Source organism: Marinobacter oulmenensis (assembly GCF_014201735.1).
Lineage (GTDB): Bacteria > Pseudomonadota > Gammaproteobacteria > Pseudomonadales > Oleiphilaceae > Marinobacter > Marinobacter oulmenensis.
Genome location: NZ_JACHFE010000002.1, coordinates 422,547 through 436,067 on the forward strand (window position 1 = coordinate 422,547; position 13,521 = coordinate 436,067).

Genomic DNA, 13,521 nt, shown 5'->3' on the forward strand with positions numbered 1-13,521 from the left:
GGCAATCATTAAATGGAATAAGGAAAAGATCAATATCTCCAGGCTGCCGGGTGAAAAGAATAGTTCATTTGATCAGTGCTCTAGCCTTCCTCATGACAGCCTCACCAGACACAGCCTGATCAGTGCCATTATCCAGCTCTTCGCCTCTACGCCGAGCCTCGAGCAACCAATCTGACCTGAGCTCTTCTTCTGACGGAGACTCCAGACTCAATACCAGTCGCTGGATCAATTGGGCTCGCTCCTCTTTAGGAAGGTGGAGCGCCTCGTCTTCAATTTTCTGAAGATTCACGGCAGAAACCTCTCGCTCGCGCGTTCGGATATCACTCAATTTTGACACGGATGGGTGCCGGGTTCCACGACTCGGTATTTCGCTTTAACGCTTTTGTTCAGCGGTGACCTTTTGCAGCGAAGCGGAGAAAGGGCATTCGGTGGAGGGCCGCAAGGCCCGGAACGAACTGCAACTTTTAGTTAGGCATCGGCTCCAAACTTGCCCATAAGCTTCGTTGCCGCTTTAAAATTTTCAACTGCAATCAGGCACATGATGGCAATCAAGAGCAGAGAGCCGGAGAAAGCAACCATAGGCAATTCACCCAAAGCCGAAATGCCCTTGATGTAAACAGGGATGAGCCCCAAAAACGCGGTGACAAAATACCAAAAGTAATACCATTTCACTCCGTGCTTTTGGGCAAACTTGCTCTTGAACCGACCTTTCCATCTGTAGTGGTTTTCATCTGGCCTGAACTCCACAAATCCCGCGGCATCAGATCTTTCGTTTATTGATGAGCTTGGGTCTTTGCTGCTCAGAAGTAACTTTATCTCTTCGACCGGGTAAATCTTTCCCGTAAGCGCCAAGAATCCCTTTTCAAGGGTGAGCCTGTGTATGCTCTCGTTGTCCAAGTCACTGATGAACTGTTTAGAAAATTCGTACTCATCTCGCCTTTTGCTGGAACGAGAAACGACCACCTCGATGATGATTTTGTATAAGGCAAATAGGCTGACTAGTATCCCAACTACCTTTACTGCGAGTTCCATATTTTTCCTTGCCTAACGCCCTGGCTTTGCGGCGTGCCGGAGCGCCAGCGAAGGTGCGTCCCCCAACAGCCACTGGTTATGTGATCTTAGACTACTCTGGCAGGCCCTCGAACTCTGGCACGTCACCAATCGCCGCGTTCCAAACCGCTCTGCTCGATGTGAAGATGTGCGCAGTTGGCAGCACAGAGACTTCAGTATCCAAACACCCTGCGGGAACAACGAGCAGGTCTGTAAGTTGGGTGATTGGTAATGCTGATCCACACGATCTACAGAAGCTTTTGTTGTGGCGAGTACCTGGAAGCGTAAAGGAAGTCACGGCATCTACACCCGCCAGCCAGGTCAGTTTAGCTGACTGCGAAAATAAATTTGCTGCATGAGCAGATCCTGTATCTTTTTGGCAATACTCACAATGGCACAGGTAAAAACTGTCGAAGTCACCATGGACCTCAAATCTCACTGTGCCACACAGGCAAGAACCAATGTGCTTAGTCATAGAACTCCCATCCATGGCCTGCGGGTGACGCACACATAACAGTGATTAGATAGCGCTCTTGATAACTGCAGAAAGTTGACTGCGTCATTATTACAGGATCTGCCCTTCCGGAAACGCCATCTATCGCCATATAAAACAAAAGCATAGCCTAGCATTCAGCATCCCGCCACGGAATTATTTGACGTCGTTAATTCGCTCACCCAATAGTACTGGATAAAATACAGTATGCGCCTGACGGCCCAGGTTTAGAGAAGGTTTACAGGAAGGATATGGTGCCCGGAGCCGGAATCGAACCGGCACGGCCAATAAGGCCGAGAGATTTTAAGTCTCTTGTGTCTACCAATTTCACCATCCGGGCATAGCGGGGATCGTTGGAGGGCGAGATTGTATAAGGCTCTGTGCTCTAACGCAATTGGGGGCCGGCGCCGGTTATTCCTCGGGGCTTTCCGGGCAGATCGCCCTGCCCTTGTACAGGTAGCCGGCGATGCGTGGGGCTCTGGGCATGTAGAGGTTTTCCAGTTCCACAATCTCAAAACCGGCGCTGCGGATCAGGTCGGCTATCTGGCGGTTCAGGTGGCAGCCGCCGGCGATTTTCTTCCAGCCCGGTGTGATGCGGTGCTGCCATTTGCGGGTGGTGTCGTGGGGTGCTTCGCCGTGTTCGAGGAACAGCAGTTGCCCGCCGGGTTTTAGCACGCGCTTCATCTGCTGCAGCGCCTTGCACCAGTCCGGTATGGTGCACAGGGTAAAGGTCAGCACCACGGTGTCCACGCTTTCGTCCGGCAGGGGAATCTGCTCGCCCGGCAGACCCAGCCATTCCACGGTCACCGGTGAGCGCTCCAGGTTGGCGGTGGCTTTGCGCCGCATGCCTTCGGATGGCTCCAGCCCGTACAGGTGCTCCACGGTTCTCGGGTTGTAAAATTCCAGGTTGGTGCCGGATCCCATACCCACTTCCAGCACCCGGCCGTGAGCCTGCGGTATGAGCTGGCTGCGCAGTTTCATCACCTGGCCCAGGGAGCAGGCTTTATCAATTAGATGGGGCAGAATTCTCTCTTCGTAAAACGGCATCTGAAACCTGTCATTGTTTTATATCAAGGGGTGCGACAAACTGCCCTAGGCAAATGATGTAAGCTTTCGGTAGCATCGTAACCAACTGCCGGTAATAACTACATAACAATATGACCTAAGGCAGCGGCTGGGCGGGCCAGCGCTGAACTTTGCTGGCCTGTGTGTATTGTGATTGTATGGATTACCGGAGGTTCCCAATGGAACTCGATCCTCTCATTCTATCGCGAATACAGTTCGCGTTCGTGGTGTCCTTCCACGCTATCTTTCCGGTGTTCACCATCGGTCTCGCCTCCTACATTGCGGTGCTGGAGGCACTGAGCTTCAAGACCGGTAACCCCGTGTGGACCAAGCTGTCCGGATTCTGGACCAAGGTGTTCGCGGTGGTATTCGGCATGGGGGTCGTCTCCGGGATCGTCATGTCGTTCCAGTTCGGTACGAACTGGAGTAACTTCGCCCAGGCCTCCGCGAACTTCCTCGGGCCGGTGCTGAGTTACGAGGTGATAACCGCGTTCTTCCTGGAAGCGGCGTTCCTTGGCGTGCTGCTGTTCGGGCGCGACAAGGTGCCGGCCGGGCTTCACCTGTTCTCCGCGTTGATGGTGGCTGCTGGAACCTTCATCTCGTCGTTCTGGATTCTGGCCGCCAATAGCTGGATGCAGACCCCCGCCGGGACGGAACTGCGGGACGGCGTGTTCCATGTGGTGTCCTGGAGTGACGCCCTGTTCAATCCTTCCTTCATCTACCGCTTCATGCACATGGCGCTGGCCTCCTTCCTGACCGGCGGTTTTGTGGTGGCAGGCGTCAGTGCCTGGTATCTGCTGCGCGGCCGCGAGGTGGAAGCCAACCGCAAGGCGCTGTCCATGTGCCTTTGGCTGCTGCTGTTCATCGCGCCGGCGCAATTGGTGGTGGGTGATTTCCACGGACTGAACACCCTGGAGCACCAGCCCACCAAGGTGGCCGCGATGGAAGGCAACTGGGAAACCTCTGAAAACGTTCCTCTGCTGCTGTTCGCCATTCCGGACCAGGACAGCCAGTCCAACCTGGTGGAAATCGGCATTCCGGGCCTTGCCAGCCTGATCCTCACCCACGAGTGGGACGGCGAAGTACCGGGCATCAAGGATGCGCCTGTGGCAGAACAGCCACCGGTAGCGATTGTGTTCTGGTGCTTCCGGATCATGGTGGCCATGGGTGTGCTGATGATTCTGTTTGCCGTCGCGGGGCTGTTCCTCCGGGCCGGTGGCCGCTACTACCAGAACCGCTGGTACCTGCAGGGCCTGCGCTTCATGAGCTTTGCGCCGTTTATCGCGGTCTGGACTGGCTGGTTCGTCACCGAAGTGGGTCGTGCGCCCTGGCTGGTGTACGGCATCATGGATCAGGCCGAGGCTCTGACACCGTCACTGACCGGTGGCATGGCGCTGTTCACCCTGATTGGCTACATCGTGGTTTACGCCTTTGTGTTCGCCTCCGGGGTCTACTACCTGATGCGCGTGCTGTTTGAAGGCATGGAAGAAGGCCATGAAGGCGAGGATGAAGGTGTCGAGCGCCCTGCCCGTCCGTTCTCTGCCGCGCATGTTTCGTTCGAGTACAACCAGTCCGGCAAGCCGGCTAACGAAGGGGGGCACTGATTATGGAACTGTTTGACCTCGCCCTCATCTGGGCATTCATTATCGGTTTCGGCATCATCATGTACGTTCTGATGGATGGCTTCGACCTTGGCGTCGGCATCCTGTTCCCGTTCGCGCGGTCCGAAGAGGAGCGCGACGTGATGATGAACTCCGTGGCCCCGGTATGGGATGGCAATGAAACCTGGCTGATCCTCGGCGGTGCCGGCCTGCTGGCCGCCTTCCCGATGGTCTACTCCATCTTCCTGCCTGCGCTGTATATCGGCGTATTCCTGCTGCTGGCCGGTCTGATCTTCCGGGGCGTGGCCTTCGAGTTCCGCTTCAAGGCGCGCAGCTCCCGGTACCTCTGGAACTGGGCGTTTGCCGGTGGCTCCACCGTTGCGGCATTTGCCCAGGGCGCCGTTGTCGGTGCCTACATCCAGGGCTTTGAGACTTCCGGTGGTGTTTACGTCGGCGGCCCGCTCGACTGGCTGACCCCCTTCGTGGTGGTCACAGGCCTGGGCATGCTGGCCGGCTACGCGCTGCTGGGTTCCACCTGGCTGATCATGAAAACCGAAGGCGATCTGCAGGAATGGGCCTATCGCATCACCACGCCACTGCTGATCGCGGTACTGGTGATCTTCGGCATCATCAGTGTATGGACCCCGTTTGTGGACGACATGGTGCGCGAGCGCTGGTTCTCCAACCTGAGCATCATCTGGGTGCTGCCGGTGCTTACCCTGCTGTGCGCCCTGCAGATCTGGCGTTCCGTGCGTAACCGTTCCGAGGGCATGCCGTTTGTGGCCACCATGGGGCTGTTCATCACCACCTATCTGGGCCTGGTGGTCAGTCGCTGGCCTTATGTGGTACCGCCGGAATACACCCTGTGGGAAGCCGCCTCCGCGTATGAGTCCCAGCTTTTCCTGCTGCTCGGGCTGCTGTTCGTGATCCCCATCGTGCTGACCTATACTGCCTGGACCTATTGGGTATTCCGGGGCAAGGTCCGTGCCGGGGAGGGCTACCACTAAGTGAACGCACCTGAGCAACGGGAGATAAAAGCCTGGCTCTCGGAGCTGGCCGCCGGCAACCGGCGGTGGATTCAGGGAACCGTGATTGCCGGTTCCCTGGCCGGGCTGGCCACCATCGTGCAGATGGTGCTGCTGGCCCGGATTGTTCATCTCGGGGTGATTGACGAGGTTGCCCCCAAAGCGCTGACCGGGCTGTTTCTTGGCCTGGTTGCCGCCGTTATTGTGCGGGCCCTGTTCCAGGGCCTGCAAACCCGCCTCGCGGCGCAATGCAGCCAGATGGTCCGCCGCGCCGCCCGCCGTGAACTGCATCGCCACTGGCAAGCTGCCGGCCCGGTCGCCATCGGCCAGGAATCCGCCGGCACCCTCGCGCGGGAATGGATTGATCACGTCGAAGCCCTGCACGGTTACTTCGCCCGTTTTCTGCCCCAGATGAGCCTGTCGGTGATTGTGCCCCTGGCTATTCTAGTGCTTGTGTTTTCTCTGGACTGGCTGGCCGGTATCTTCCTGCTGCTGTCCGCACCGCTGATTCCCCTGTTCATGGCCCTGGTGGGCATGGGCGCAGAGAAACTGAACCAGCAGCATTTTGAGGCCATCAGCCGGCTGTCGGGCCAGTTTCTGGACAAGGTCCGGGGGCTGACCACGCTGCAACTGTTCGGCCAGACCGAACCGGCCGCCCAATTGCTGGAGCAACGCTCCGACCGCTACCGGCTGGTTACCATGAAAACCCTCCGGGTTGCCTTTCTGTCTTCGGCGGTACTGGAATTCTTTGCCTCGGTGGCCATTGCGGTCATCGCCATTTACATCGGTTTCGGCCTCCTGGGCTACATCAGCTATGGTCCTTCCGATGAACTCACTCTGTTTACCGGCCTGCTGATTCTCCTGCTGGCGCCGGAATTCTTCCAGCCCCTGCGTACCCTGTCCCAGCATTATCATGACCGGGCCGCCGCCCTGGGCGCAGGCGCCGAAATCCTGGGCCGGCTGCGGGCCTTCGGCAACGGTAACCAGGACAGCAACCGGCCGGATGAACACGCCTCCTCCGGCGATCCCCATCACATCATGCTGGAAGCCATTGATTTCACCCATCCGGGGGATGACGCTCCCTGGTTCCGGAATCTGTCCCTGAGCATTGAACGCGGTCAGGCCGTGGCGCTGACCGGCCCCTCCGGTGGCGGCAAATCCACCCTGCTGCATCTGCTGGCCGGGTTTCTGGCGCCGGATACCGGTTCTATCCGGGTCTTTGGCAAGGCACCGGGGCAGTACAGTTTTGGCTGGCTCGGCCAGCGGGGTTTCCTGGTCCACGGCACCTGGGCGGACAATCTGCGTTTGACCTCACCCGGCGCGTCGGACGTCGCCATTGAATCGGCCCTGCAACGGGTTGGCCTGGGCGACCTGCTTGCCAGCCGGAAAGACGGCATCTACAGCCCGGTCTCCGAACAGGGGCGCGGCCTCTCCGGTGGCCAGGCGCGGAGGCTGAGCCTGGCCCGTATTTTCCTGGCGGATTACGACCTGATCCTGCTGGACGAGCCCACGGCCGGGCTGGATGCAGACAGCGAGATTTTCGTGCTCGAAAGCCTGCACAAACTCTCGGAAGCCGGCAAAACGCTTATCTTCTCCACCCATCACCATGCCCTGCTGGCCCTGGCTGACCGGACCCTGTCCGTCCACGAAGGGGAGGTGCTTGATGTTTGAACTGCGCCCCTGGCTTGCCCTGATTTTCCGCCGGCCGGGCCGGCTGGTGCTCGGTGGTCTGCTGATCCTGGCCACGCTGCTGTCCGGCATCGGGCTTCTGGCCCTCTCCGGCTGGTTCATTACCGAAACCGCCCTGGTGGGCATCCTTCTGGCCGCCGGCGTGCAGGCCAGCGTTAACCTGTATGTGCCCGGTGGCGGTATCCGTTTCTTTGCGGTTTCCCGCACTGTGGCCCGCTATATGGAGCGGGTTTACAACCACGACACCGTGCTGCGGCTGCTGACCGACATTCGGGTCACCCTGTTCCGCGAACTGGCCGCGGCCAATCGCGCTGGCCGGGAGCACCTGTCCGGTCCCCAGTGGCTGTCCCGGCTGACCAGCGATGTGGACGCCCTGGACACCCTGTACCTGCGCCTGATCGCCCCTACGGCCCTGGCACTGGTGGTGATTCTGCTGCTGGCGCTGATGGCCTGGCTGCTGTTCGACTGCGCGGTTGCTGCCGGCGTACTGATGGTGACGCTGCTGGCACTGGTGATCGCCACCCTGGCGGTGTATCTGGTTACCCGCCGGGCCTCATCCCGCCAGAGTGACCGGCAGGAGGCGCTGCGCACGGCGGTGGTGGAACATATTGAAGGCTTTGGCGAACTCCGCGCCGCCGGTCGCACCGGCCGGCACGGCGCCTGGCTGCTGCGACAGGCCCACGGCATGAACGCCGAGCAGGCCCGGGTGGAGTCCCGCGTTGGCTGGCATCAGGCCGTCAGCCAGCTACTGGTGAATCTTGCCGCCATTCTGGCACTCTGGGCCGGGTATGAACTGTTCCGGGCGGATGTGATCTCCGGGCCGGTTCTGGTGCTGCTGCCGATCGCGATTCTGGGTCTCACCGAAGTGATGACGGTACTACCGGATGCCTTTGGAAAACTGGGGAGCACCATCGCCTCTGCCCGGCGGCTTAACCGGGACACGGCCTCTGACCATCCGCCGATTGAGATTCCGGCACCGCCGGAGGGGCTGGCCCTGCAGGCCAGTGATCTGGCGGTTCAGTACCCCGGTTATGCGCCGGTGGTCACACATCTGGATATGGCGCTGGCACCGGGCGAACGGGTGGGCATTACCGGGCGCTCCGGCAGCGGCAAGTCGTCGGTGGCGGACACCCTGGCCGGGCTGCTACAACCGGCCCGGGGCACACTGGCCCGGCTGCCCTGCGCCTACCTGACCCAACAGACCGTTCTGTTTGACGATAGCCTGCGGGCGAACCTGAGGATGGGGTGCTCAACCGCCACGGACGGCGACCTCTGGCGGGTTCTGGAAATGGTGGAACTGGCGGAACGCTTTGCCCGCGAACCGGATCAGCTGGATAGCTGGCTGGGCAATACCGGCAGCCGGCTTTCTGGCGGCGAAGCCCGCAGGGTGGCACTGGCGCGTGTTCTGCTGAGCCCGGCGCCGCTTCTGATCCTGGATGAGCCGTTCACCGGCGTGGATGCTGACACCCGCGCCCGCATCAGCAAACGGCTGGAACGCTGGCTGGACGGAAAGACACTGGTCGCCCTGGCCCACGGGCCGGATGCCCTGCCGGCAACCGACCGCGTGATTCCTCTGGGTTAGCGGGTTTCCACCACCTCAAACGCCAGGCCGGCCTTTTCCGTCAGGCGTTTGTGCAGGGCGCCATCCAGCAGGGAGGCCGGCGTCCAGAAACCGCCTGGCTGGTCGCTGGCGATATCAAAAGCCAGACACAGCCCGGCTTCACCCAGCATCTTGCCCGTGGAACCATAGCCGGGGTCCCGGTCGCCGGTAACCTTGGTGATCAGGGTTTTGCCATCCTCGGTCCGCCCGACAAAGCGCAGATCAAAGAATCCGGTCCGCTGTTGTTCTTCACTGGGCCCTTCACCGGGCTTCGGCACCAGTTTTTCCACCACCCAGCGGGTGGGCTTGATGGCAGATGCGGTGAAGAAGCCACCCAGCGCTGCCGTCATTGCGTAAGCGCGGGCCCGGCCTTTCATGCCGCGGCCAGTCATCATCGCCTCGTCGTAGGTGAATTCCTTGCCGTAACGGGCGGATTGCAGGGCGTTTGAGCGATGCACCACGCGGGTGTTGATGGCGCCCATCACGAACGGAGCCAGCCAGGCGTTCAGTGTGCGGTCAAACTCGGCGCCCTTGAGGCTCGGCTGGCGCTTGGATGACCGGTGCTCCGGCGGGCAGATGGAGAACGGGTTGGCCATTTCCTTGCGCAGTTTCGGGTCTGCCGCCACTTCCTTGGCAATGTTGATCATCGAGGCCACGGTGCCGCCAGAGAGGCCGCCCTTGGCCACTTTCACCCGCATGCGAACGTCCCGACAGCGCGCGCCGAAGGTTTCCTCGGCCTGCTGCTGCAGGAACCACACCCCCATGTCGGAGGGAATGGAATCAAAACCGCAACAGTGCACGATGCGCGCGCCGGAGGCTTTGGCGTCGTCCTCATAACGTTCGATCATCCGGCGAATCCACTGCACTTCCCCGGTCAGGTCGCAGTAATCGGTGCCGGATCTGGCACAGGCCCGCACCATGGGTTCACCAAACAGCGCATAGGGCCCCACGGTGGAAATCACGACCCGGGTAGCCGCGCAGAGGTTATCGATGGAGGCCTCGTCGCCCACGTCGGCCGTCAGTACAGGCAATGCGTCCGCGCCGTCACCCAGACGGGATTTAAGCCCGTCCAGCTTTTGCTGTGAGCGCCCGGCAATGGCCCAGTTCAGCGACTGCCCCACGCCATAGCTTTCAAACAGGTAGCGCGCCAGTATCTGGCCGACGAAGCTGGTGGCACCAAACACCACGAGGTGATAAGGGGTATCGTTTGCCGTTTCCATGGGAGCCTCTCGTTGTCATTATCGGTTACTGAGGTGTTTATCTCTGGTTCCGAGCATATCAGCCATGCCCGGCAATGGCCCATAAAAAAAGGCACCCGGAGGTGCCTTTTTATCGGAAGATCAGAAGATTACAGAACCTTCTTCAGTTCTTCCTCAAACTGCGGAACCGCTTCGAACAGGTCCGCGACCAGGCCGTAATCCGCCACCTGGAAGATCGGCGCTTCTTCGTCCTTGTTGATCGCAACGATCACCTTGGAGTCAGACATACCGGCCAGGTGCTGGATGGCGCCGGAAATACCAACGGCCACGTACAGCTGCGGAGCCACGATCTTACCGGTCTGACCCACCTGCATGTCGTTCGGCACGAAGCCGGCATCAACAGCAGCACGGGAAGCACCAACAGCGGCGCCCAGCAGGTCAGCAACCTGCTCCAGCATCTTGAAGTTTTCACCGTTCTGCATGCCACGGCCACCGGAGATAACCACACCAGCGGAGGACAGGTCCGGACGGTCAGACTCGGCTTTCTGCTCGCTGACGAAGGCAGACAGGCCGGCATCTTTAACCACGTCCAGTTGCTCGACCGATGCGGAGCCACCTTCAGCAGCTACCGGATCGAACGCGGTCGGACGAACGGTCACAACCTTGATGCTGTCGCTGGCCTTGACGGTCGCGATGGCGTTACCGGCGTAGATCGGACGAACAAAGGTGTCGTCAGATTCCACACGGACGATATCGGAGACCTGGGCAACGTCCAGCAGCGCAGCAACGCGCGGCATGAAGTCTTTGCCAGTGGTGCCGGCAGCAGACAGGATGTGGCTGTAGCCTTTACCAACCTCGGCAACCAGCTCGCCCAGGTTCTCGGCCAGGAAGTGGCCATAAGCGGCGTTATCGGCAACCAGGACCTTGTTCACGCCGTCTGCCTTGGCGGCGGATTCAGCGACGGCGCCTACGTTTTCGCCGGCAACCAGCACGTCGATGTCGCCACCGATGGCCTTGGCAGCCGCTACAACATTCAGGGTAGCCTGCTTCAGGCTGCTGTTGTCGTGTTCAGCAATTACCAGGATGCTCATTTAGATCACCTTCGCTTCGTTCTTCAGTTTGTCCACCAGCTCAGCTACGTCGGCCACCTTGACGCCAGGCTGACGGGCAGCCGGGGCTTCAACTTTCAGGGTGGACAGACGCGGCGCAACCTCAACACCCAGGTCGGCCGGGCTCATGGAATCGAGCGGCTTTTTCTTCGCCTTCATGATGTTCGGCAGGGAAGCATAACGCGGCTCGTTCAGACGCAGGTCGGTGGTGACAACCGCCGGCAGGTTCAGGGCAACGGTCATCAGGCCGCCGTCAACCTCACGGGTCACGTTGACTTTGTCACCCTCAACAACCACTTCAGAGGCAAAGGTACCCTGCCCCATGCCGGTCAGTGCTGCCAGCATCTGGCCGGTCTGGTTGTTGTCGGAATCGATGGACTGTTTGCCCAGAATCACCATTTTCGGCTCTTCTTTCTCGACAACGGCCTTCAGCAGCTTGGCCGCTTCGAGTGACTGGACGTCTTCGTCCGTCTCAATGTGGATGCCACGGTCAGCGCCCAGGGCCAGTGCGGTGCGAATCTGCTCCTGTGCGGCCTTCGGGCCAATGGATACAACAACGATCTCGCTGGCATCTCCCTTCTCTTTCAGACGAACCGCCTCTTCAACAGCGATTTCGCAGAACGGGTTCATTGCCATCTTCACGTTGGCGAGGTCCACACCGGTGTTGTCCGGCTTGACGCGAACCTTCACGTTGTAGTCGATAACTCGTTTTACAGCGACCAGAACCTTCATAGATTCCTCGTTCTTCTACGATGGGTTGAATAGATCTGCCAGGTTGACCCGGCTCAGCAATGAGACGATACTAAAAATCGACTCAAAACACACTAGTTTTTGGTGTACATGTACATTGCCAGAGGTAGACGGAGAATTCAAACAAACGTTTGTTTGATTCGGGAAATGTGTTTATCCTTCGTGCATAGCCCCCTATTCATTAAAAAAAGCTGTTGAGGAGACCAACGTGGAACGCGAATCGATGGAGTTTGATGTTCTGATCGTCGGCGGCGGCCCCGCCGGGCTGTCAGCAGCCTGTCGCATCATGCAGATGGCGCAGGAAGCCGAACAGGAACTGACCGTATGTGTCGTGGAAAAAGGGTCTGAAATCGGCGCTCACATCCTCGCCGGTACCGTGTTCGAACCGACCGCGTTGAACGAACTGTTCCCGGACTGGAAAGAAAAAGGCGCTCCGCTGAATACCCCGGTCACCCGTGATGACATCTTCCTGTTCAAGGGCCAACAAAGCGCAACCAAGCTGCCCAACGCCCTGGTTCCGAAGAACATGCACAACCACGGCAACTACATCATCAGCCTGGGCAACCTGTGCCGCTGGCTGGCCGAGCAGGCAGAGGAACTGGGCGTGGAAGTCTACCCCGGCTTCCCGGCGGCTGAGACCATCATCGAAGACGGTCAGGTCAAGGGCATCATCACCGGCGACATGGGCGTGGCCCGTGACGGTTCCGAAAAAGACGGCTACATGCCGGGTATGGAACTGCGTGCCAAGTACACCCTGTTCACCGAAGGCTGTCGTGGCCACCTGGGCAAGCGCCTGATCGAGGAATACAAGCTCGACGAAGGCAAGGACCCGCAGCATTACGGCATCGGCATCAAAGAACTGTGGGACATCGATCCGGACAAACACGAGCCGGGCCTGGTGGTGCACACCACGGGCTGGCCGCTGACCGAATCCGGCTCCACCGGCGGCTCCTTCCTGTATCACCTGGAAAACGGCCAGGTATACGTCGGCCTGATTACCGACCTGTCCTACAGCAATCCGCACGTCAGCCCGTTCGAGGAATTCCAGCGCCTGAAGTACCATCCGGAAATCAAGAAATATCTGGAAGGCGGCAAGCGCGTCTCCTACGGCGCCCGTGCCATTGCCAAGGGTGGTTACAATGCCCTGCCGAAGATGAGCTTCCCGGGCGGGCTGCTACTGGGCTGTGACGCCGGCACCCTGAACAGCTCCAAGATCAAAGGCTCCCACACCGCCATGAAGTCCGGCATGCTGGGCGCTGAGGCGGTCTTCGAGGCCATTCAGGCCGGCCAGGAAGGTGACGAGATCACCAGCTTCCAGAAGAAGTTTGAAGACAGCTGGCTGTACAAGGAGCTCTACTCCGAGCGTAACTTCGGCCCGGCCATGCACAAGTTTGGCAACATGGTTGGTGGCGCCATCGCGTTCTTCGAGCAGAACATCCTGGGTGGCAGCCTGCCGTTCACCTTCCACGACACGACACCGGACTACGCCACCCTGAAGCCGGCGTCCGAGTGCAAGAAGATCGACTACCCCAAACCGGACAACAAGCTGACGTTTGATCGCCTGTCCTCGGTGTTCATTTCCAACACCAACCACGAGGAAGACCAGCCGATCCACCTGAAGCTGACTGACCCGGACATTCCCATCCAGGACAACCTGCCGAAGTACGACGAGCCGGCACAGCGCTATTGCCCGGCCGGCGTCTACGAGGTGGTGGAAGCCGACGATGGCAGTGGCAAGAAGTTCCAGATCAACGCGCAGAACTGCGTCCACTGCAAAACCTGCGACATCAAGGATCCGGCCCAGAACATCACCTGGGTCACGCCCGAAGGCGGCGGTGGTCCGAACTACCCGAACATGTAAATCGGGTTACGCAGAAAGGCCGGGTTCATCCCGGCCTTTTTTGTGTTGTTGATGTCAGCAAACAGGTGGGATAATCTGC

General features: G+C 59.5%; 12 protein-coding genes and 1 tRNA gene. 5 read left to right on the plus strand and 8 right to left on the minus strand.

Going from position 1 to position 13,521, the window contains the following annotated elements; translation table 11 throughout:
• Window positions 1–64: 64 nt before the first annotated feature.
• The 5 genes from HNR38_RS17485 to HNR38_RS05225 all read right to left on the minus strand — a co-directional run bounded on the left by HNR38_RS17485 (window position 65) and on the right by HNR38_RS05225 (window position 2,590).
• Window positions 65–337 carry an addiction module protein gene (locus tag HNR38_RS17485; RefSeq protein WP_343068239.1) on the minus strand — a complete coding sequence of 91 codons (273 nt, stop codon included), beginning with the start codon at window positions 335–337 and terminating at the stop codon, window positions 65–67.
• A 131-nt stretch (window positions 338–468) separates the two neighbouring features.
• On the minus strand, window positions 469–1,032 hold the full coding sequence (locus tag HNR38_RS05210) for a hypothetical protein (RefSeq protein WP_183700475.1): 564 nt from the start codon (window positions 1,030–1,032) through the stop codon (window positions 469–471).
• A gap of 91 nt (window positions 1,033–1,123) precedes the next feature.
• The gene (locus HNR38_RS05215) at window positions 1,124–1,540 is read right to left on the minus strand and encodes a GFA family protein (protein ID WP_343068251.1); all 417 of its coding nucleotides are present in this window, start codon (window positions 1,538–1,540) and stop codon (window positions 1,124–1,126) included.
• 255 nt (window positions 1,541–1,795) lie between these two features.
• A tRNA-Leu gene (locus HNR38_RS05220) sits at window positions 1,796–1,883 on the minus strand.
• Window positions 1,884–1,954: 71 nt separating this feature from the next.
• Window positions 1,955–2,590 (minus strand): class I SAM-dependent methyltransferase, encoded by a 636-nt coding sequence (locus tag HNR38_RS05225; RefSeq protein ID WP_183700479.1) that lies wholly within the window; start codon window positions 2,588–2,590, stop codon window positions 1,955–1,957.
• A gap of 197 nt (window positions 2,591–2,787) precedes the next feature.
• Here HNR38_RS05225 and HNR38_RS05230 point away from each other — a divergent pair, with 197 nt between their 5' ends.
• Genes HNR38_RS05230 through cydC form a run of 4 tightly spaced genes read left to right on the plus strand, consistent with a single transcriptional unit; the run spans window position 2,788 to window position 8,505 of the window.
• Window positions 2,788–4,212 carry a cytochrome ubiquinol oxidase subunit I gene (locus HNR38_RS05230; RefSeq protein ID WP_183700481.1) on the plus strand — a complete coding sequence of 475 codons (1,425 nt, stop codon included), beginning with the start codon at window positions 2,788–2,790 and terminating at the stop codon, window positions 4,210–4,212.
• A 2-nt stretch (window positions 4,213–4,214) separates the two neighbouring features.
• Window positions 4,215–5,216, plus strand: a complete 1,002-nt coding sequence (cydB, locus tag HNR38_RS05235) for a cytochrome d ubiquinol oxidase subunit II (protein WP_183700483.1) — start codon at window positions 4,215–4,217, stop codon at window positions 5,214–5,216.
• Window positions 5,217–6,905 carry a thiol reductant ABC exporter subunit CydD gene (gene cydD, locus HNR38_RS05240; protein ID WP_183700485.1) on the plus strand — a complete coding sequence of 563 codons (1,689 nt, stop codon included), beginning with the start codon at window positions 5,217–5,219 and terminating at the stop codon, window positions 6,903–6,905.
• The gene (cydC, locus tag HNR38_RS05245; protein WP_183700487.1) at window positions 6,898–8,505 is read left to right on the plus strand and encodes a thiol reductant ABC exporter subunit CydC; all 1,608 of its coding nucleotides are present in this window, start codon (window positions 6,898–6,900) and stop codon (window positions 8,503–8,505) included. Before cydD ends, cydC begins: the two co-directional genes overlap by 8 nt.
• Here cydC and HNR38_RS05250 read toward each other — a convergent pair.
• The 3 genes from HNR38_RS05250 to HNR38_RS05260 form a co-directional block, all read right to left on the minus strand.
• Window positions 8,502–9,743 (minus strand): saccharopine dehydrogenase family protein, encoded by a 1,242-nt coding sequence (locus HNR38_RS05250; protein ID WP_183700489.1) that lies wholly within the window; start codon window positions 9,741–9,743, stop codon window positions 8,502–8,504. The genes cydC and HNR38_RS05250 overlap by 4 nt on opposite strands.
• A 128-nt stretch (window positions 9,744–9,871) precedes the next feature.
• Complete coding sequence (locus HNR38_RS05255; RefSeq protein ID WP_183700491.1) at window positions 9,872–10,813, minus strand: electron transfer flavoprotein subunit alpha/FixB family protein; 942 nt, start codon at window positions 10,811–10,813, stop codon at window positions 9,872–9,874.
• Window positions 10,814–11,563 carry an electron transfer flavoprotein subunit beta/FixA family protein gene (locus HNR38_RS05260; protein WP_183700493.1) on the minus strand — a complete coding sequence of 250 codons (750 nt, stop codon included), beginning with the start codon at window positions 11,561–11,563 and terminating at the stop codon, window positions 10,814–10,816. It lies immediately after the preceding gene.
• 226 nt (window positions 11,564–11,789) lie between these two features.
• Here HNR38_RS05260 and HNR38_RS05265 point away from each other — a divergent pair, with 226 nt between their 5' ends.
• Window positions 11,790–13,442: a 4Fe-4S dicluster domain-containing protein gene (locus HNR38_RS05265; RefSeq protein ID WP_183700495.1), complete on the plus strand. Its 1,653-nt coding sequence runs from the start codon at window positions 11,790–11,792 to the stop codon at window positions 13,440–13,442.
• Window positions 13,443–13,521: the final 79 nt, after the last annotated feature.